The 17,904-nt window shown below is 70.2% G+C and carries 20 protein-coding genes; 15 read left to right on the top strand and 5 right to left on the bottom strand.

Going from position 1 to position 17,904, the window contains the following annotated elements; all coding sequences use genetic code 11:
- The first annotated feature begins 29 nt into the window (after positions 1-29).
- The 10 genes from cpaB (at position 30) to ACP4E5_RS18585 (ending at position 8,598) form a co-directional block, all read left to right on the top strand.
- Positions 30-749, top strand: coding sequence for a Flp pilus assembly protein CpaB (gene cpaB / locus ACP4E5_RS18630; protein ID WP_425830134.1), 720 nt, complete (start codon positions 30-32; stop codon positions 747-749).
- A gap of 361 nt (positions 750-1,110) precedes the next feature.
- The gene (locus ACP4E5_RS18625) at positions 1,111-2,700 is read left to right on the top strand and encodes a CpaE/TadZ family protein (RefSeq protein WP_425830132.1); all 1,590 of its coding nucleotides are present in this window, start codon (positions 1,111-1,113) and stop codon (positions 2,698-2,700) included.
- Positions 2,701-2,804: 104 nt separating this feature from the next.
- A complete protein-coding gene (locus tag ACP4E5_RS18620) occupies positions 2,805-3,134 on the top strand; it encodes a TadE/TadG family type IV pilus assembly protein (RefSeq protein ID WP_425830130.1) in 330 nt (109 codons plus the stop codon).
- 8 nt (positions 3,135-3,142) lie between these two features.
- Positions 3,143-4,525, top strand: coding sequence for a TadA family conjugal transfer-associated ATPase (locus ACP4E5_RS18615; protein WP_425830128.1), 1,383 nt, complete (start codon positions 3,143-3,145; stop codon positions 4,523-4,525).
- Complete coding sequence (locus ACP4E5_RS18610; RefSeq protein WP_425830126.1) at positions 4,522-5,478, top strand: type II secretion system F family protein; 957 nt, start codon at positions 4,522-4,524, stop codon at positions 5,476-5,478. Before ACP4E5_RS18615 ends, ACP4E5_RS18610 begins: the two co-directional genes overlap by 4 nt.
- A gap of 7 nt (positions 5,479-5,485) precedes the next feature.
- Complete coding sequence (locus ACP4E5_RS18605) at positions 5,486-6,388, top strand: DUF5936 domain-containing protein (RefSeq protein WP_425830124.1); 903 nt, start codon at positions 5,486-5,488, stop codon at positions 6,386-6,388.
- Positions 6,389-6,569: 181 nt separating this feature from the next.
- On the top strand, positions 6,570-6,758 hold the full coding sequence (locus ACP4E5_RS18600) for a hypothetical protein (RefSeq protein WP_425841450.1): 189 nt from the start codon (positions 6,570-6,572) through the stop codon (positions 6,756-6,758).
- A 35-nt stretch (positions 6,759-6,793) separates the two neighbouring features.
- Entirely contained in the window at positions 6,794-7,366 is a 573-nt protein-coding gene (locus tag ACP4E5_RS18595; protein WP_425830122.1) for a pilus assembly protein TadG-related protein, read from the top strand.
- A gap of 21 nt (positions 7,367-7,387) precedes the next feature.
- Positions 7,388-7,975, top strand: coding sequence for a hypothetical protein (locus ACP4E5_RS18590; protein WP_425830120.1), 588 nt, complete (start codon positions 7,388-7,390; stop codon positions 7,973-7,975).
- 2 nt (positions 7,976-7,977) lie between these two features.
- A complete protein-coding gene (locus ACP4E5_RS18585; protein WP_425830118.1) occupies positions 7,978-8,598 on the top strand; it encodes an OmpA family protein in 621 nt (206 codons plus the stop codon).
- Between the two features lie 4 nt (positions 8,599-8,602).
- Here ACP4E5_RS18585 and ACP4E5_RS18580 read toward each other — a convergent pair whose 3' ends face one another.
- The gene (locus ACP4E5_RS18580) at positions 8,603-8,794 is read right to left on the bottom strand and encodes a hypothetical protein (protein ID WP_425830116.1); all 192 of its coding nucleotides are present in this window, start codon (positions 8,792-8,794) and stop codon (positions 8,603-8,605) included.
- 89 nt (positions 8,795-8,883) lie between these two features.
- A complete protein-coding gene (locus tag ACP4E5_RS18575) occupies positions 8,884-9,174 on the bottom strand; it encodes a winged helix-turn-helix domain-containing protein (RefSeq protein ID WP_425830114.1) in 291 nt (96 codons plus the stop codon).
- 242 nt (positions 9,175-9,416) lie between these two features.
- Here ACP4E5_RS18575 and ACP4E5_RS18570 point away from each other — a divergent pair, with 242 nt between their 5' ends.
- Positions 9,417-9,575 (top strand): hypothetical protein, encoded by a 159-nt coding sequence (locus ACP4E5_RS18570; protein ID WP_425830112.1) that lies wholly within the window; start codon positions 9,417-9,419, stop codon positions 9,573-9,575.
- A gap of 214 nt (positions 9,576-9,789) precedes the next feature.
- On the opposite strand, the gene ACP4E5_RS18565 is transcribed toward ACP4E5_RS18570, so the two are convergent.
- Positions 9,790-11,100, bottom strand: a complete 1,311-nt coding sequence (locus ACP4E5_RS18565; protein ID WP_425830110.1) for a cytochrome P450 — start codon at positions 11,098-11,100, stop codon at positions 9,790-9,792.
- Between the two features lie 219 nt (positions 11,101-11,319).
- On the opposite strand from ACP4E5_RS18565, the gene ACP4E5_RS18560 reads away from it, so the two are divergent.
- Both ACP4E5_RS18560 and ACP4E5_RS18555 read left to right on the top strand, forming a co-directional pair.
- A complete protein-coding gene (locus ACP4E5_RS18560) occupies positions 11,320-12,111 on the top strand; it encodes a class I SAM-dependent methyltransferase (protein WP_425830108.1) in 792 nt (263 codons plus the stop codon).
- A gap of 72 nt (positions 12,112-12,183) precedes the next feature.
- A complete protein-coding gene (locus ACP4E5_RS18555) occupies positions 12,184-12,873 on the top strand; it encodes a DUF6882 domain-containing protein (protein WP_425830106.1) in 690 nt (229 codons plus the stop codon).
- Positions 12,874-12,894: 21 nt separating this feature from the next.
- On the opposite strand, the gene ACP4E5_RS18550 is transcribed toward ACP4E5_RS18555, so the two are convergent.
- Positions 12,895-13,245, bottom strand: a complete 351-nt coding sequence (locus tag ACP4E5_RS18550) for an ArsR/SmtB family transcription factor (RefSeq protein ID WP_425830104.1) — start codon at positions 13,243-13,245, stop codon at positions 12,895-12,897.
- 80 nt (positions 13,246-13,325) lie between these two features.
- Between ACP4E5_RS18550 and ACP4E5_RS18545 the strand changes: the two genes are divergently transcribed.
- Entirely contained in the window at positions 13,326-15,284 is a 1,959-nt protein-coding gene (locus ACP4E5_RS18545; protein ID WP_425830102.1) for a heavy metal translocating P-type ATPase, read from the top strand.
- Positions 15,285-15,952: 668 nt separating this feature from the next.
- Here the strand turns inward: ACP4E5_RS18545 and mgrA are convergent.
- Complete coding sequence (mgrA, locus tag ACP4E5_RS18540; protein WP_425830100.1) at positions 15,953-16,990, bottom strand: L-glyceraldehyde 3-phosphate reductase; 1,038 nt, start codon at positions 16,988-16,990, stop codon at positions 15,953-15,955.
- 108 nt (positions 16,991-17,098) lie between these two features.
- On the opposite strand from mgrA, the gene ACP4E5_RS18535 reads away from it, so the two are divergent.
- Positions 17,099-17,872: an isoprenyl transferase gene (locus ACP4E5_RS18535; RefSeq protein WP_425830098.1), complete on the top strand. Its 774-nt coding sequence runs from the start codon at positions 17,099-17,101 to the stop codon at positions 17,870-17,872.
- Positions 17,873-17,904: the final 32 nt, after the last annotated feature.

The following is a 17,904-nucleotide window of genomic DNA, read 5'->3' as shown; positions in this document are numbered from 1 at the left end:
CGGCCCCGAGCAACGAGGTTGTCCCGTCCATGAACTCACGTCAGCGTCGCGGCGTCATACTCCTGGTCGTCTCGGCCCTGTGCGCCATCGGCGCGTTCGCCGGTGTGCTGGCCGTGATCCGTGACGTGGACTCGAAGGTGGCGCCGGAGACGGACGCGTACGAGCTCAAGCAGGACGTGTCCCCGTACAAGCAGCTCACGGCGGACCAGTTCGAGAAGGTGCGGATGCCGAAGCGGTGGTTGTCGGAGACGGCGGTCACCGACCTCGGCGACATCCGCGGCAAGATCGCCGTCACGCAGCTCAAGAAGGGCTCCCTGCTCCAGTCCGACATGATCGTCGACCGCCCGAAGCTGGAGGCGGGTCAGCAGGAGATCGCCATCATGATCGACGCGGAGACCGGCGTCGCCGGGAAGATCAACCCCGGCTCGAAGGTCAACATCTACGCCACGTTCAAGGCCGAGAACGACAAGCAGCACGACCAGTCCAAGGTCATCGTGGAGAACGCCGGGGTCATCGACGTCGGCAAGCTGACCCCGATCGACCAGCAGGGCGCCGCGGACAACGAGAACTCCGTCCGCCGCCAGGGCGAAGCGGTCCCGATCACCTTCGCCCTCGGCCCCGCGGACGCCCAACGAGTGGCCTACGCGGAGTCCTTCGCGACCCACGTACGCCTGGCCCTGGTGGCCCCCGGCGCCACCGAGAAGATCACCCCGGAGGACCGCTCGTACACGCTGGAGGCCGACAAATGACCCCACCCCAAGCCCTGGGTCCGGCACGGCCCCATCGAGCGCCGGCGCCGGTTCGGCCAATTCATGTGCTCGCGTCGGTCCGGCCAATTCCTGCCCTCGCGCCGGTCCGGGCAAATCAAGCCCGTGCGCGGCTTCGGGCAATTCAAGCGCCGGTAAATCAAGCCCCTGCGGCGATTGAGCAGCGGGGTCCGGGGCGGAGCCCCGCGTCCGTAACGCCGGTTCGGGTATTTCAAGCCCCGCCGGCGATTGAGGCGCGGGGCTCGGGGCAGCGCCCCGCAACCGTAACGCCGGTCCGGCACCCGGGCCCGGGGCCCCGCCCCGCACCCGCACCCCCGGTTCCGCGAAACGGAGCGTCCCGCCGATGACCACCCGCATACTCCCGGCCATCGCCGACCCGGAAACCGCCAGAGGCCTCGTCACGCTCCTCTCCCAACTCCCCGACGCCGAACCCGCCCCACCCGTCCCCGACGCCACCTCCCTCCTCGACACCCTCGCCGCCCTCGCCGCCGAGTCCCTCGACGAGCTCCCCGAAGTCGTCCTGGTCCACGAACGCATCGGCCCCGTCCCCGCCCTCGACCTCATCCGCGACCTCGTCCTCCGCTTCCCCGCGGTCGGCGTCGTCCTGCTCACCGCGGACACCGGCCCCGCCCTCCTCACCGCCGCGATGGACAGCGGAGCGCGCGGCATCGTCGCGTTCCCCCTCGGCTACGACGCCCTCGCGGAACGCGTACACGCCGCGGCCGCCTGGTCGGCCGGCATGCGCCGCCACCTGGCCGGCGGCACGGGAACCGAACTCGTCCCCGCGGGCGGCGGCGGCCGCGTCGTCGCCGTGGCGGGCGCGAAGGGCGGAGTGGGAACGACGGTCACCGCCGTCCAACTGGCCCTCGCCGCACGGGCGTCCGGCCGCACGACCGCCCTCCTGGACCTCGACCTCCAGTCCGGCGACGTGGCCTCCTACCTCGACGTCCAGTTCCGCCGCTCCGTCGCCGACCTCGCGGCGATCCGCGACATCACGCCCCGCGTCCTCCAGGACGCCGCCTTCGCCCACGAGTCCGGCGTCGACCTCCTCCTCGCCCCCGCCGACGGCGAACGCGGCGAGGACGTCACGGACCGCGTGGCCCGCCAGGTGATCCACGCCCTGCGCGCCCGCTACGACGTGGTGATCATCGACTGCGGTACGCAGATGGGCGCGGCGAACACGACCGCCATCGAACTCGCCGACCAGGCCGCCCTGTTGGTCACCCCGGACGTCGTGGCGGTACGCGCGGCGAAACGCATGGTCCGCCTCTGGGACCGCCTCCAGATCCGCAAGGCGGAGGAGACCCTCACGGTCGTGAACCGCCACGCCCGCGCGGCGGAGATCCAACCGCCCCTGGTGGAACGGGTAACGGGCACGAAGACGACCCGCACCTCCATCCCCGCCGCGTACAAGGAACTCCAGGCGGCGGTCGACGCGGGCCGCATGCAGGACCTCGACAACCGTTCCTCGGTCAAACAGGCGCTGTGGGCGCTGGCGGCGGAACTGGACCTCGTGGCCACCCCCGCACCCCCGGCATCGGGCCGCCGCGCCCGCCGCCGCGGCTCCGACAAGGGCGCGGTGACCCTCGAATTCGCGGCGATGTTCCCGCTGGTCCTGGTCGTCCTCGCCCTGATGTGGCAGTGCGTCCTGTACGGCTACACGTACTCCCTGGCGGGCAACGCGGCGGACGAGGCGGCACGCGCGGCGACATCGGCGTATGCCTCCGGCGCGGACGGCCAGGGCGCGTGCGACGCGGCGGGCCGCAAGAACCTGCCGGGGGCCTGGCAATCGGCCACGATCAGCTGCCCGGACACCGGCGGCGTGGTCACCAGGGCCACGGTCAAGGTCGACGTCCCCCTCTTCTTCCCGGGCGTGAACCCCGGTTGGTCGGTCACGGGCGAGGCGGGCGCGGCAACGGAGGCGGACCGGTGACACATCAAGCCCCGCACTTGGACGAGAGCCCGCGGGGTCCGGGGCAGTGCCCCGAGACGTCAACCCCGCCGCGCCGAAAGGTATCCGGCGACCGCGGAGTCTCCATGCTGGAGTTCGCCGGCTTCCTCCCCTTCCTCCTGGTCATCGGCATGGCCGCGATCCAGTTGGGCCTCGTCGGCTACGCCGCGAACCAGGCAGGCTCCGCCGCCCGCGCAGCGGCCCGCGCCGAATCCCTCACCCCCGGCACCGCCCAGACGGCAGCCGCCGCCTCCACCAGCTCCTGGCTGCGACCGATGGCGGAGCCCAACGGCACCGACGACACGGTGACGTACACCGTGACCGTGCACGTACCACCGGTCATCCCGCTCTTCGACGGCTGGAACGTCCACCGCACCGCGACCATGCCGAACGACCGTGAGAACGAGGGGAGTTGACCTGACGCATGAGCCTTCGCTCACGAGTGATCGCCACCCGCGACCCGGCAGACGGCGGCCCCGGAACCGCTACACCCGCCGACCGCGACGAGGGCCTGGTCGCCGTCTACCGCACCAAGCTCCTCGAAGAGATCGACCTCGCGGAGATGTCGTCCCTCCAGGCCGCCGAACGCCGCGTCCGCCTGGAGCGCGTACTCGGCCACATCATCAGCCGCGAGGGCCCGGTCCTCTCCTCGACGGAGCGCACCCAGCTGATCCGCCGCGTCGTGGACGAGGCCCTCGGCCTCGGCATCCTCGAACCCCTCCTCGCGGACGCCTCGATCACCGAGATCATGGTGAACGGACCGGACTCGATCTTCGTGGAACGCGCGGGCCGGGTGGAACAACTCCCGCTCCGCTTCGCGTCGGCCGAGCAGCTCATGCAGACGATCGAACGCATCGTCTCCACGGTGAACCGCCGCGTCGACGAGTCCAACCCGATGGTCGACGCCCGCCTCCCCACCGGCGAACGCGTCAACGTGATCATCCCGCCGCTCTCGCTCACCGGCGCCACACTCACGATCCGCCGCTTCCCGCGCGCGTACAGCCTGAACGAACTCCTGGAACTCGGCTCGCTCGACGAACACATGCTGATGTTCCTCGCGGCCTGCGTCCGAGCCCGCTTCAACATCATCGTGAGCGGCGGCACGGGCTCCGGGAAGACCACCCTCCTGAACGCCCTCTCGGCGCTCATCCCGCCCCACGAACGCATCATCACGATCGAGGACTCGGCGGAACTCCAGCTCCAGCAGGACCACGTGATCCGCCTGGAGTCCCGCCCCTCGAACGTGGAGGGCAAGGGCCAGATCACCATCCGCGACCTGGTCCGCAACAGCCTGCGCATGCGCCCCGACCGCATCATCGTCGGCGAGGTCCGCGGCGGCGAGACCCTCGACATGCTCCAGGCCATGTCGACCGGCCACGACGGCTCGCTCGCCACGGTCCACGCGAACACGGCGGAGGACGCCCTCACCCGCCTCCAGACCCTCGGCTCCATGTCGGAGGTCGACGTCCCCTTCGAGGCGCTGCGCGACCAGATCAACTCGGCGGTCGACGTCCTCATCCAGCTCACGCGCGCCGCCGACGGCTCCCGCCGCGTCACCGAGATCGCCCTCCTCATCTCCCACGGCCGCGAACAGTTCAAGATCGCCACCGCGACCCGCTTCGTCGCGCAGCCCTACGTCTCCGGGGCCACGGACGACGAGATCCGCCGGGTCCGCGGCTACTACGAGCACCTCCCGCTGCCCCGCGTCCTCGCCGACCGGCTGTACGTGGCGGGGGAGGCGGTGCCACCGGCGTTCGGCGTCGTGGAATCGGTGGACGTACGCAACACGAGGGAGGCGACAGGATGACGACACCGGTCCTGCTGACCCTGGGCGCCACCGTCCTCGCCTGTGTCGTCGCGATCGCGGGCATCCACACCCTGGCCTCGGGGCGGGCCCGGCGCCAGGACCTGGTCGAGCGCCTGGACACGTACCCGGCAGGCGGCGGCCCGGCCGCCGTCGGCGCGGGCGGCCGCGCCCGCCGCTTCACCGCCATCGACCGCCGCCTGCGCCGCACCCGCCTCGGCCGCTCGGTGCACCTGCGCCTGTCGGCGACGGGCCTGGACGTGACGGCGGGCGAGTTCTCGGTCTACGTGGCCGTGGTCGCGGTGGGCCTGTGGCTGCTCGCGGCGTCGACACTGGCACCGTTCTTCGGCCCGATAGCGGCACTGGTGACCATCTACAGCGCGCTCATCTTCCTCAACTGGCAACGCCAGAAGCGCATCGAGGCGTTCATCAACCAACTCCCGGACGTCGCCCGCCTCCTGGCGAACGCGACGGCCGCCGGCCTTGCCCTGCGCACCTCGCTCGCGATGGCGGCGGAGGAGCTCGAAGCTCCCGCGGGCGAGGAACTCTCGCGCGTGGCCGACCAGTTGGCGCTCGGCCGCTCGGTGGACGACGCCCTGGACGAACTGGCGACCCGCCTGCCCTCGCGCGAACTCGTCGTCCTCGTGACGACCCTCGTCCTGTCCAACAAGGCGGGCGGCACGGTCGTCTCCTCGCTGCGCAACCTCACAAAAACCCTGGAGGACAGGAAGGAGACCCGCCGCGAGATCCGCACGATGCTCTCCGAGGTGAACGCGACGGCCTTCACGGTCCCGCTCCTCGGCCTCGGCTCCCTCCTCCTGATCAACTCGTCGAACGACGGGGCGCTGGCGCGGGTGACGGAGTCGGGAGTGGGCCGCACCCTGATCCTGATCTCGCTGGCCCTCTACGGCATCGGCTTCTTCGTGATCCGCCGCCTCGGACGGATCGAGGTGTGAGCGAACGATGTCCACAACGATGATCGGCGTACTGCTCGCGGCCCTCGCGGGGGTGGCGACCCTGGGCATCTTCCTGGGCGTGCGCATGTACCGGGCGGACGCCAAGGTCCCCAGCGACCTGGCCCTCGCCCTGGAGGTGGGCGCCAGCCGGGTCTCCACCACCGGCTCCGCGGTCGACCGCCTCGGCATGCGGTTCGCGCCGCTGGTGCTGCGCCTGATGGGCCCGCGCCGCGTGGACGCGAAGCGCCGGAAGATCGACATGGCGGGCAACCCCGGCGGCCTGACGATCGACCGCTACGCCGCGCGGCGTGCGGTGTACGGGGCGTTCGGCCTGGTCATGGGCCTGGTCTTCCTCTCCGCCGACAGCCCGCTGTTCGGGCTCCTGACCCTCGCGTTCGGCGCGTTGGCGGCGGACGCGCTCATCTGGCAGGCGGTACGGGAACGCAAGGAAGTCATCGACCGCACGCTCCCGGATTTCCTGGACGTCCTCGCGGTGGTGGTCTCGGCGGGCCTCGGTTTCCGCCAGGCGCTTGACCGGGTCTCGGAGAAGTACGAGGGGCCGTGGGCCGACGAACTCCGCATCACCCTGCGCCAGATGGACATGGGCGTCCCCCGCCGCCAGGCCTTCGACGAACTCCGCCGCCGTAACGCCTCCGAGCAGGTGGCCCAGTTCGTCTCTGCGCTGCAACAGGGCGAGGAACTGGGCTCCCCGATCGCGGACACGCTCATCCAACTCGCCACGGACATGCGCCGCACGGACGCCCAGAACTCCCGCCGCAGGGCGGCGAAGACGATTCCCAAGGCGACGATGGTGACGCTGGTGTTCATGTTGCCGGCGACGATGATCCTGATCGCTACCGGAATGTTCCTGGGGTCGGGCACCAACTTCGGTTCGATCTTGGGGCGCTGATGCACCATGACGAGTCCGGCAACAAGGCGACAACTTCCGGCCAAGAACGTCCTCTTAATTTGCGAAAGCGGGTGCGGAGGGTCGCAGTTCACGTACGTTGCGTGTGTTGATTTGGTTGCCTCGATGGAGGCGACGGAAGGGGGATCCCGTGATCAGGGACAAACTGCTCGGGGCGTGGTTGATGTGGACCAATGCGTTGGGAGAGCGGGTTCGCGGAGACCGGCGGGATTCCGGGGCCGGGTTTGTGGAGTATGCGGGGCTGATGATTCTGATCGCGGGGATTTTCGTCGCGATCGATCAGTTGGGATTGGACGGAAAGATCGGCACGGCCATTGGCACCGCGGTGGGCCGCGTTACGGGTGGCGGCTGAGTATCCGTCTGCCGCGAGGCGATCGTGGTTCGACGTTGCCGATCTACATCTGGCTCACCGGCATTCTGCTGTTCGCCGCGTTCGCCTTTTTCGCTTTCGCTCAGGCGGCATCCGCCCGCAACGGTGCTCAGTCCGCCGCTGACGCCGCTGCGTTGGCAGCAGCGCAGTCCGCCCGTGACGAGCTGATGCTCGGGCTGGGCGACGCGCTCGAAGGCGGCGACAACTGGCTGGACTGGCTGGACGGGATGGACCCCAAGGACGACGGTGCGCCCGGGGCCGCGGCGGGCCGTCTGGCAGCGGCCAACGACGCCAAAGTGGTGGACGGGCCGGCCTTCATAAAGGTCAACAACCATCCGGGCTACCAGGTCGGCGTGGAGACCCTCCACACGGTGGGCGACACGATCATCCCCGGCACGGAGAACAAGACGGCGAAGGCGCACGCCACGGCGGTGATCCAGCCACGCTGCGACGTCCCCGTGGACGCGGACCCGAAGAAGCCCCTGAAGCTCACCTGCGACGGCAAGCCGCTGAAATTCGACCCGGAGGACTTCAACCTGGACGACCTGCCGGACGCGTCCGACCTGTTCGCCGTCCGCCTTGCCGACTGACGAGAGAGGGAAGCCGCAGCGATGAACCTTCGGCGTACGACGACCACCCGCCGGGCACTGGCTGCGGCAACGATCGCGGCCGGCCTGGTCCTGTCCGTGGCGGGCTGCGGCGGTGGCGGTGACGAGAACGAGGGGGACGCCGCGAAGTCCTCGGCGCCCGCGCAGCAGGGTAGCGACAGCAAGTCGAAGCCCTCGGCGCCCGCGACGGACAAGACGCTGGTCGAGGTGAAGGGCAACGGCATCACGCTCGCGGTCACGTCGGCGACGCGTGACCAAGGTGGCTTCCTCAACGTCACGGGAACGGTGACCAACGGGACCTCGGCGTTGTGGCTCGGTACGGATTGGAAGAGCGACGAGACCGAACTCCAGGGCAACGGTGGCTCCATCGCAGGGGCGAGCCTGGTGGACCAAGAAGGCAAGAAGAAATACCTGGTCCTCCGCGACACCCAGGGCCGATGCCTGTGCACGAAATTCGAGGGCGGTATCGACCAGGGCAAGAGCGCCGACTGGTTCGCCCAATTCCCCGCCCCGCCGGAGGGCACGAAGTCGGTCCAGCTCCAAGTGCCCACCATGCCCCCGGCCCAACTCAACCTCACCGAGGGCGAGTAACCATGCCCCGACGTCACCGGACCGCCACCGTCCTCACCGCCGCGACCGCCCTCCTGCTCACCACCGGCGTCGCGGTCGCCGACGACGAGCCCACAGGTGCCCCGCCCGGCAGCACCAGCAGCTCACCGCCGCCCTCGGTGGACGCCAACAGCCCGGGGCTGAAGCTCGCCGACGGTGCGACGCTCGCGCCCGCCAAGGTGCTGGACATCAAGTCGGTCGTGGAGGACCTCTCCGGTGAGGAACGCCGTACGGACACCAATGAGAACGTGACGTTCGCGCTCCAGGCCGAGGTCCTCTTCCCCAAGGACAGCTCGAAGCTGAACCCCGACGGGAACGCCCGGATCCAGGCCATCGCCGACGAGATCGAGAACCAGAAGGCAAGCTCCGTACGCGTCTTCGGGTTCACCGACAACCTCGGCTCGTACGCCCACGGGCTCAAGCTGTCGAAGAATCGCGCGGAAGCCGTCCACGAGGCGCTCACCGCGGCGCTGGGCGCGCAGGGCGCGGACATCACGTTTCAAGTCAGGGGCTACAGCGAGGACTACCCGATCGCGGACAACGACTCGGAACAGGGCCGCAAGAAGAACCGCAGGGTGGAAGTCTCTCTCCCGAAGTCGGACTGAGAACTCAGCGGGCCAGTTTCACGAGCAGCGTCGCCACATCCGCGAGGAACTGTAGCCACGGCCGGACCCGCTCGGCTCGCCGCCCGACGCGCCTGCCCCAGCCGCGGCCCCGCCGCTCGCGTCGCTGCTCGCCCCGGTCCCGCACTCGCTGCAAGGACCTGATCCGCGTCGTCCCCATACGCTTACGTCGCCTCATGACGCGAGGCTAGTGAACGCGAACTCCCGCCTACAGTGCGGAGTTTGGTCAAACCGGCGGCCGGGTTCTTGTGGGTAACCGTCACCGACTCAGCTCTTGTCCGACTCTTCGCCTCCGGCCTCCGGGTAGGCGATGAACGTCCCCTTGGAAGGCAGCGTGACTACGAGACCGCGTTCGCGCAGTTCCTTCACGGCTCGGCGGATGGAGAGGTAGGCGACGCCGTACTGCTCCGCGAGGTCGCGTTCAGCAGGGAGGCGTGACCCCGGGCGCAGTGTCCCGTCGGCGATCTGCCCGGCGATGTAGTCGGCCACCTGCATGTAGACGTAGGCGATCTTGTCCGGGTCGACCGGATGCCGGTTCCGTCCTGACTCTTCTGCCATTCGAACAATGTACGACGGTCGTGAGCTGCCCTTACGTATGGAGTGCAACTAACCGCTATGCATGGCTACGTTCCGGCACTATGGTGAACGCAGAAGACCCCGGCGACGGGTGGAGCCGTCCCGGGGCATGGTCAACGCCTCGTAGGAGCGTCAACATGCTGGATCGTACTCTCCGAGCCCTCTGCTGGGCCTTACGCCTCTGTATGCCCGCCCCAACCGGCCGCCACCGTCAGTTGGTTGCGGTGACCCACGCCCCCGTACTGCCGGGCGGCCCGCCGCCCCGCTTCACGGAACGGCTCGATGGAGCGGCCAGCGCCATCGTGCGGCCGTACGTCTACTTGGCCACCGTCGGGATCGACGTGGGGCCGCGTCCCGAACTCATCCACGGGGGTGCCCGGTGACGAACGACCCACCCCGCCCGCCGCGCCGCATGTGTGCCCGCTGCCAACGCACCACCGACGAACCGGTCCTGGTCCACGAAGTGCACGCCCCGACGGGCCCCGGCTTCAACGTGTATGCGTGCCCGGAGTGCGCCCCGAGCTACCCGCCCATGGTCGACCCGCTGGACATCCTCGACAGGGCTCATCGGGTCGGTCGGGCCCGCCGTGACACGGATCAGTCGATTGCCACCGGCAGCCGCTCCACCCCGTAGACGATCGACAGCTTGCGGAACTCCAGTTCCGAGGGCTCCACCGCGAGCCGCAACTCCGGGAAGCGCCGCACCAGTTGGGGGAAGGCCGCGCGCAGTTCCATCTTGCCGAGTTCCGCGCCGATGCAGCGGTGGATGCCGTAGCCGAACGCCAGGTGGGACGAGGTCGGCGGGCGCGCGGGGAGGAAGGCGTCCATGTCGTCACCTTCCCCGCCCAGGCGGGGATCGCGGTCCGCCGCGCTCAGCGAGACGATGACTATGTCGCCGGCGGCGAGCTGAACCCCGCCGATCTCGATGTCCTCGCGCGCGAAACGCGGGAAGGCGGTCTGGACGACCGTGAGGTGGCGCAGGAGTTCGTCGACGAAGGGGGCCGCGACCGTCGCCGGGTCCTCCGCGTCGCGCAGCGCCGTGAAGTGCTCGCGGTCCTTGAGCATGATCATGGTGCCGAGGGCGATCATGCTCGCCGTCGTCTCCAGGCCGCCGGTCAGGACGCCGTCCGCGAGGCCCGTGAGCTCCTCGTCGGTGATGTTGTCGCCGTGCTCGCGCACCAGCATGCCGAGCAGGCCCTCGCCGGGGTTGCGGCGCTGCTCCGCGACGACGCCGCGGAGGTAGTCGAGCGACTGGGAGACCGCGCCGAACGAGGCCCCCGCACCGCCCAGTACGTCGAAACGGGCGACCGAGAACTGCTGGAACGCGTCGCGCTCCTCGTACGGGACGCCGAGGAGTTCGCAGATGACGAGCGCGGGGACCGGCATCGCGAAGTGCTCGACGAAGTCGGCCGCGCCGTCGGGCGACTCGCGGGCCGCCTTCTCCAGCTGCGCCAGCTGCTCCTCGATGATCGCGTGGATGCGCGGCGTGAGCCGGGACAGCCGGCGCATCGTGAACTCGGGCGTCAGGAGGCGGCGCAGCCGCGTGTGGTCCGGCGGGTCACAGAAACCGAGGCCGCCGGGGTGCTGCTCCGCCTCGGCGCCGCCCACCCCCACCAGGTTGCGGAAGTCGTTGCTGAACGCCTTCGCGTTGCCGAGGACCTCCTTCGCCTCGTCGTAGCCGGACACCAGCCACACCGTCATGCCGGGCATCGGCAGTTTGCTGACGGGTTCGCGGTCGCGCAGCGCACCGATCTCGGGGACCGGGTCCACGCCCTCGCGGCGCAGCGGCAGCAGCACGGCGTCGGGAAGTCTCGACAGTACGGACAGGTCGAGACTTCCTCCCTTTCTGCGAAGCCGGGAGAAGTAGAGGCGGGTCAGCCAGGTCGCTATCGCGGAACGTACGGACATGTGCTCGCATTTCTGCGGTGAGGCGGTAGGACGGACGGGCCTGATGGAGGTGTGGGGGGCTGGGCAATGCCGGTGGGGAACGCCAAGGGTACGTGCGATCCCCCTGTTTTACGGAAGAGGGGCAACCCCCGGACCGCCCCGGGGGCTACCCCTAGTACAGGCGAAGTACGGGCGAAACCGAGATGAATCCGACCCCATGTGACTGCGATCATGCGCAGCATGACCACTTCCGACAACCTTCGTCCCACTCACGCGGACCGCCCCTACGACGAGCTCGTCGCCGAGGCCGTCGCCGCACCCACCGAGGGCTGGGATTTCTCCTGGTTCGACGGACGGGCCACCGAGGAGCGTCCCTCGTGGGGGTATGCCCGTCTCATGGGGGAGCGGCTCGCGGGCGTGGAATCCGCCCTCGATCTGCACACCGGTGGCGGCGAGGTGCTGAACCTGGCGCCGAAGCTGCCGCCCCTGATGGCCGCGACCGAGGGCTGGCCCCCGAACGTCGAGAAGGCCACCCGCCTGTTGAGCCCCCGCGGCGTGGTCGTCGTCGCCTCGCCCGACGACGCTCCGCTGCCCTTCGCCGACGCGGCCTTCGAGCTGGTCACCTCCCGCCACCCGGTGAAGGCGCACTTCGCCGAGATCGCCCGCGTGCTGCGTCCCGGTGGCACGTATTTCGCCCAACACGTGGGCCCCAGCAGCGTGTTCGAGGTCGTCGAGTACTTCCTGGGGCCGCAGCCGGAAGCGACCCGGCGCGGGCGCGACCCGCACGACGAGGCGCAGCGGGCGCGGGAAGCCGGACTGGAGATCGTCGATCTGCGCGCCGAGCGGCTGCGCATCGAGTTTCACGACATCGGGGCCGTTGTCCACTTTCTTCGCAAGGTCGTGTGGATGGTGCCGGGCTTCACCGTTGACGCGTACGATCCCCAACTCCGAAGCCTGCATGAGCAGATCAAGCGGGAAGGCCCGTTCGTGGCCCACAGCACCCGGCATCTCATCGAGGCCCGCAAGCCGTAGCCGGCGGCCCGGCCGCCCGGGCCGTCCCCGTAACTCTGGCCCCTACAGGCGTCTCGCGTAAGGTCCCGCCCCATGAGCCACACGCAATTCAGCCAAGCTTTCCTTTACGAGACCGAGCGGCACGCGGCGTGGGGCGGCGCTCAGCTCGAAGCTCTCATGGCGTTCCTGCCCGACGGGTCGTGGACGGCCGATCTGCCGACGTGCCGCTACCGGCAGGGCAACGTGGACCTGCGCGTCGGGGTCCTCGGCACCTATGACGCCGCCCAGCGGTCGTGGATGTGGGGCTGGGCCAACCCCGAACTGCGCGGGACGCCCGTCGCGGCGCTCTCCGAGCAGGTGGGGCGTTTCGGCCAGAGCCAGGGGATAGCCGAGTTCACGACCCAGGTGCTCGACCTGTCCGGCTTCCCCGAGCCCCGGCGGGCCGCCGAGACCCTCGCCTTCGCGGGGATGGGCGTGACGGGCGCCCCCGGCTACATCAGCGTGCCCGCGAACCCCGAGACCCAGGTCTACTTCCTGCCGGAGGACCCGCAGGTGCCGCGCGCCGCCCTCGACCCGGTCACGCTGCCGCGCACGCTCGTGCAGGCCGAGGGTCTGCTCGGCGTCGACGCCCGGCGCCTGGTCGCGGGCTTCTTCGATCACCACGGGGTGGCGTACCGGGACAACGGCGGGCAGATAGCCGCGGAGCTGCCCGGTTCCGTCCCCGCCGAGATCGGCTTCGACGAGGCGGGCCGCATCGCCGGCATCCGCCTCGCGTTGCACTGAAGTCGGCGCGACCGCGGGAAGCTATGCCTCGTCGCGCAGTCCGAGGCGCAGGTGCTCCACATGGAAAAGCGCCTGGTCGAGCAGCTGCGCGACGTGGTCGTCATACAGCGCGTAGACGATCGAGCGCCCCTTGCGCTCGCCGCTGACCAGGCCCAGATTGCGCAGCAGTCGCAGCTGGTGCGAGCACGCGGACTGTTCGAGGCCCGCCGCCTCCGCGAGGTCGCCGACCGCGCACGGCCCCTCCTGAAGCCGGGCCAGGATGCGCAGCCGCGACGGGGTCGCCAGGGCCTGGAGCGTCGCCGCGACCTCGGCGGCACCTACGGCGTCGAGCCGCTCGCGGGTGCTGCTCTTGTGATCGATTCCATGGCCCATGGGCTCATCGTATCCACGTGACGACCGACTGCCATGGCATGCATGAAGAGGTCTTCATGTGTTCCTGTATCGTGAGACCCATGCCCGCACCCGTGTCCGCCTCCGTGCCGCCCGAGGCCGCCGCACCCGCCCCCGCCGCGCCGCGCGCCGCCCGCGGCGCCCGTACGCCGCTGCTGGCCCTCCCCGAGGCGCGCTGGGCGGCGGCCGCCACCGCCGCCTTCCTCCTCGCCCTCCCGCTCCAACTCCTGGGCACCACCGCCTGGTTGTGGGGCCCGCTGTACGCCGTCGCATACGTGGCCGGGGGCTGGGAGCCCGGGCTCGAAGGCCTCAGGGCGCTGCGCGAGAAGACCCTCGACGTCGACCTCCTGATGGTCGTGGCCGCGCTCGGCGCCGCCGCGATCGGGCAGGTCATGGACGGCGCCCTGCTCGTCGTGATCTTCGCTACGTCCGGTGCCCTGGAGGCGCTCGCCACCGCCCGCACCGAGGACAGCGTGCGCGGACTGCTCGACCTGGCCCCCGCGACCGCCACCCGCCTCACCTCCGGCGGCGCGGAGGAGACCGTCCCGACCTCCGAACTCGCCATCGACGACGTCCTGTTGATCCGCCCCGGCGAACGCGTCGGCGCCGACGCCCGCGTCGTCGACGGCGCGAGCGACGTCGACCAGGCCACCATCACCGGCGAACCCCTCCCCGTGCCCAAGGCCGTCGGCGACGAGGTGTTCGCCGGAACACTCAACGGCACCGGGTCGCTGCGCGTCCGCGTCGCGCGCGACCCCTCCGACACGGTCATCGCCCGCATCGTCGCCCTGGTCGAGGAGGCCACCCGCACCAAGGCGCCGACCCAGCTGTTCATCGAACGCGTCGAGCAGCGCTACGCGCTCGGCATGGTCGCCGCGACCCTCGCCGTCTTCCTGGTCCCGCTCGCCCTCGGCGACGCGCTCACGGACGCGCTGCTGCGGGCCATGACGTTCATGATCGTGGCCTCGCCGTGCGCGGTGGTGCTCGCGACGATGCCGCCGTTGCTGTCGGCGATCGCGAACGCGGGCCGCCACGGCGTGCTCATCAAGTCGGCGGTGGTGATGGAGCGCGTCGGCCGCACCGACACGGTCGCCTTCGACAAGACCGGAACCCTGACGGAAGGCGTCCCCCAGGTCACGGAGGTCCGCCCCGAACCCCCGTACACCGAGGCCGAGTTGCTGACCCTGGCGGCCTCGGTGGAGCAGCGCAGCGAACACCCGGTGGGCCGGGCGATCGTCACGGCGGCCCACGGCAGGGGTCTGGCGCTCCACCCCGTGGAGGCTTTCGAGTCGGTACCGGGCAAGGGCGTCTCGGCCAGGGTGTCCCGGGCCGCGGCGCACACAGGCGCCCCCACCGAAGTCGCCGCGGGCTCCCCGGCCCGCATGGGCGTGCCACCCACGACCACCCCCGGCACCGAGGTCGCCGTCATGGTGGACGGCAAGCTCGCCGGCCGCGTCACCCTGACCGACACCCTCCGCCCCACCGCCCCGGAGGCGGTCCGCGCGCTGGCCGCCCGCACGGGCACCGCGCCGATCCTCCTCACCGGCGACCACGACCACGCCGCATCCGCCGTGGCGCAACAGGTCGGCATCGCCCCGGGCGACGTACGGGCCGGCCTGCTGCCCGACGAGAAGGCGCACGCCGTACGCGAGCTGGCGGACGCGGGCCGCACCGTCCTCCTGGTCGGCGACGGAGTCAACGACGCACCCGCGCTCGCCGCGGCGCACACCGGTGTCGCCATGGGCCGCGGCGGCTCCGACCTGGCGCTCGAAACCGCGGACGCGGTCCTCGTACGGGACGAGCTGGGCGCACTGGAGCGCACGGTGGCGCTGTCCAGGCGTGCGCGCCGCCTCGTCGTCCAGAACCTCGTCATCGCGGGTGTGTTCATCGCCGGACTCGTGATCTGGGACCTGGCGGGGCACCTGCCGCTGCCGCTCGGCGTCGCGGGGCACGAGGGCTCCACCGTCCTGGTCGGCCTCAACGGCCTTCGCCTGCTGCGCGAACGCGCCTGGACGCGCTGAGAGCCTGTGAACAAACCCCCGCCTGCGCTGCGGCGTCCGGCACGCACGCTCGCGGCGTTGCCGAAACATCCGAGTAGCTCCGCTACTAGGACGCTCCGGCGCCTTGCGATCGCACGCACCGGACGCCGCAACGCCCGCCCTTCGGGCGGACGGCGGGGGTTTGTTCACAGGCTCTGAGCGACCGATCCGGATCGTTATCGATACGCGATCGAATGCCGCTTAAGAATCACGTAAGTTCAGACCAACGGCAATTCGCGTGAGCAAAGCTGCGCGTCGGTACCGCGCAGTGGAGGGGGCTGCGCGGTACCCCGGCCGCAATCGCGCCATTCATCCCTGGCGGAATCCTTGGCGGGCCCGCAGGGCCGCCCGCGTGTCAACCTCGCGTGTGACACGGGAGAGGGACGCCACGCCGGGGGCGCCGACCCCCGAATCCGGGCCGCGAACCCCGTCGAACCTGCTGCGGGACGGCCTGTGGGGCGGCTTGAAAGCCCCCTCCGGGCGTCGCCGTACGACTTCGGAGCGTAGTTGTGCACGCCGATGCGAGCGGCGGCACTTACGAAGGGTTATGGTGGAAACCCCCCCTCGGGCCGGTCCGTATCCCCCCCACGGACCGGCCCGTTTTCTGTCCCGGACTTCTCCGGGTGAACCCGCGCTCCCGGTCAGGGAGTTCAGCGCCGGCCGTTCCAGATGTTCGTGCCCGCCGTGGAGACGGCGAACGAGTCGATTTCGGTCAGCTCCTCGTCGGTCAGCTTCGGGCCTTCGAGCGCCGCCAGGTTCTCCTCCAGCTGCTTGGTGCTGGAGGCCCCGATCAGCGCCGACGTCATCCGCTCGTCCCGCAGCACCCAGCTCAGTGCCATCTGCGCGAGGGACTGGCCGCGGCGCTGCGCGATGTCGTTCAGCCCGTTCAGCCGGCGGACGACCTCGTCGCTCAGCAGGTTCGGGTCGAGCGACTTGCCCTGCGTCGCGCGCGAACCCTCCGGGATCTCCTTCAGGTACTTGCCGGTCAGCAGGCCCTGCGCGAGCGGCGCGAAGGAGATGCAGCCCATCCCGGCCGCCTCCAGCGTGTCCAGCAGATTGTCGTCCTCGGTCCAGCGGTTGAGCATCGAGTACGAGGGCTGGTGGATGATCGCCGGGACGCCCATCTCCCGCAGCAGGCGCGCCGCTTCGGCCGTCTGCTCGCTGCTGTACGAGGACACACCCACGTACAGTGCCTTGCCCTGGCGCACCGCCGAGGCGAGCGCGCCCATCGTCTCCTCGAGCGGAGTGTCCGGGTCGAAGCGGTGCGAGTAGAAGATGTCGACGTAGTCGAGGCCCATCCGCTTCAGGGACGCGTCGAGCGACGACATGAGGTACTTGCGGCTGCCCCACTCCCCGTACGGGCCGGGGTGCATGCGATAGCCCGCCTTGGTGGAGATGACCAGTTCGTCGCGGTACGGGGCGAAGTCCTGGGCGAAGATCTTGCCGAAGTTCAGCTCCGCGCTGCCGGGCGGCGGCCCGTAGTTGTTCGCGAGGTCGAAGTGTGTGACGCCCAGGTCGAAGGCGCGGCGCAGGATCGAGCGCTGGGAAGCGAGTGTGCGGTCGTCCCCGAAGTTGTGCCAGAGTCCGAGGGAGACGGCGGGGAGCTTCAGGCCGCTGCGGCCCGTGCGCCGGTACTCCATGGAACCGTACCGGCCCGCCGAGGCGACATAAGGAGAGGTGTCGTTCATGGCTACGAAGCTACGTCAGGTCCCTGACACCCCATAGCCGACACCTGAGTACGCCCGAGTAGGCTTCCGCCTTCGGGGACTTCCATCTGTACGGAGGGCAAAAAGACCGTGAACCTGCGCGACAGGCTGCGCGGCCTGCTGGTCAGGCTGTACGCACGCCGGGTGGAAGGCCACCTGGACCACGACCAGGCGCCCAAGCACATCGGGGTCATCATGGATGGCAACCGACGCTGGGCCAAGGCCGCCGGATCCACCACCGCCCAGGGCCACCAGGCAGGCGCGGACAAGATCGAGGAGTTCCTCGGCTGGTGCAGCGAGACGGACGTCGAGGTCGTCACGCTCTGGCTGCTCTCGACGGACAACTTCGACCGCGCCCAGGAGGAGCTGGTCCCGCTCCTCGGCATCATCGAAGGCGTCGTCCGCACGCTCGCCGAGGACGGCCGCTGGCGCGTGCAGCACGTCGGCAACACCGACATCCTCCCCTCCGGCATGCAAGCCGTGCTCAAGGAGGCCGAGGAGTCCACCGCGGGTCGCGACGGAATAGTGGTCAATGTCGCGATCGGCTACGGCGGCCGCCAGGAGATCGCCGACGCCGTCCGCTCCATGCTGCTCGACGCCTCGGACAAGGGGCACTCGCTCGAGGACGTCGCCGAGACCGTCACCGTCGACGCCATCGGCAAGCACCTTTACACCAAGGAGCAGCCCGACCCGGATCTGGTCATCCGCACCAGCGGCGAGCAGCGCCTGTCCGGTTTCATGCTCTGGCAGACGGCGCACTCCGAGTACTACTTCTGTGATGTTTTCTGGCCGGCCTTCCGGAAGGTCGACTTCCTGCGCGCGATGCGCGACTACGCGCTGCGTCACCGCCGTTTCGGCGGCTGACTCCCGGTCACCGGGAGACGTACGTCATCAGG

The organism is Streptomyces fractus (assembly GCF_049844455.1).
GTDB lineage: Bacteria > Actinomycetota > Actinomycetes > Streptomycetales > Streptomycetaceae > Streptomyces > Streptomyces fractus.
The sequence above is the reverse complement of the archived record's forward strand: the minus strand, read 5'-3'. Positions and strand labels throughout refer to the sequence as shown.

Bases quoted from the DNA above. Each gene is read 5' to 3' on its own strand.
- cpaB (WP_425830134.1), top strand. From the start codon at position 30: ATGAACTCACGTCAGCGTCGCGGCGTCATACTCCTGGTCGTCTCGGCC.
- ACP4E5_RS18625 (WP_425830132.1), top strand. From the start codon at position 1,111: ATGACCACCCGCATACTCCCGGCCATCGCCGACCCGGAAACCGCCAGA.
- ACP4E5_RS18620 (WP_425830130.1), top strand. From the start codon at position 2,805: ATGCTGGAGTTCGCCGGCTTCCTCCCCTTCCTCCTGGTCATCGGCATG.
- ACP4E5_RS18615 (WP_425830128.1), top strand. From the start codon at position 3,143: ATGAGCCTTCGCTCACGAGTGATCGCCACCCGCGACCCGGCAGACGGC.
- ACP4E5_RS18610 (WP_425830126.1), top strand. From the start codon at position 4,522: ATGACGACACCGGTCCTGCTGACCCTGGGCGCCACCGTCCTCGCCTGT.
- ACP4E5_RS18605 (WP_425830124.1), top strand. From the start codon at position 5,486: ATGTCCACAACGATGATCGGCGTACTGCTCGCGGCCCTCGCGGGGGTG.
- ACP4E5_RS18600 (WP_425841450.1), top strand. From the start codon at position 6,570: ATGTGGACCAATGCGTTGGGAGAGCGGGTTCGCGGAGACCGGCGGGAT.
- ACP4E5_RS18590 (WP_425830120.1), top strand. From the start codon at position 7,388: ATGAACCTTCGGCGTACGACGACCACCCGCCGGGCACTGGCTGCGGCA.
- ACP4E5_RS18585 (WP_425830118.1), top strand. From the start codon at position 7,978: ATGCCCCGACGTCACCGGACCGCCACCGTCCTCACCGCCGCGACCGCC.
- ACP4E5_RS18580 (WP_425830116.1), bottom strand. From the start codon at position 8,794: ATGAGGCGACGTAAGCGTATGGGGACGACGCGGATCAGGTCCTTGCAG.
- ACP4E5_RS18575 (WP_425830114.1), bottom strand. From the start codon at position 9,174: ATGGCAGAAGAGTCAGGACGGAACCGGCATCCGGTCGACCCGGACAAG.
- ACP4E5_RS18565 (WP_425830110.1), bottom strand. From the start codon at position 11,100: ATGTCCGTACGTTCCGCGATAGCGACCTGGCTGACCCGCCTCTACTTC.
- ACP4E5_RS18560 (WP_425830108.1), top strand. From the start codon at position 11,320: ATGACCACTTCCGACAACCTTCGTCCCACTCACGCGGACCGCCCCTAC.
- ACP4E5_RS18555 (WP_425830106.1), top strand. From the start codon at position 12,184: ATGAGCCACACGCAATTCAGCCAAGCTTTCCTTTACGAGACCGAGCGG.
- ACP4E5_RS18550 (WP_425830104.1), bottom strand. From the start codon at position 13,245: ATGGGCCATGGAATCGATCACAAGAGCAGCACCCGCGAGCGGCTCGAC.
- ACP4E5_RS18545 (WP_425830102.1), top strand. From the start codon at position 13,326: ATGCCCGCACCCGTGTCCGCCTCCGTGCCGCCCGAGGCCGCCGCACCC.
- mgrA (WP_425830100.1), bottom strand. From the start codon at position 16,990: ATGAACGACACCTCTCCTTATGTCGCCTCGGCGGGCCGGTACGGTTCC.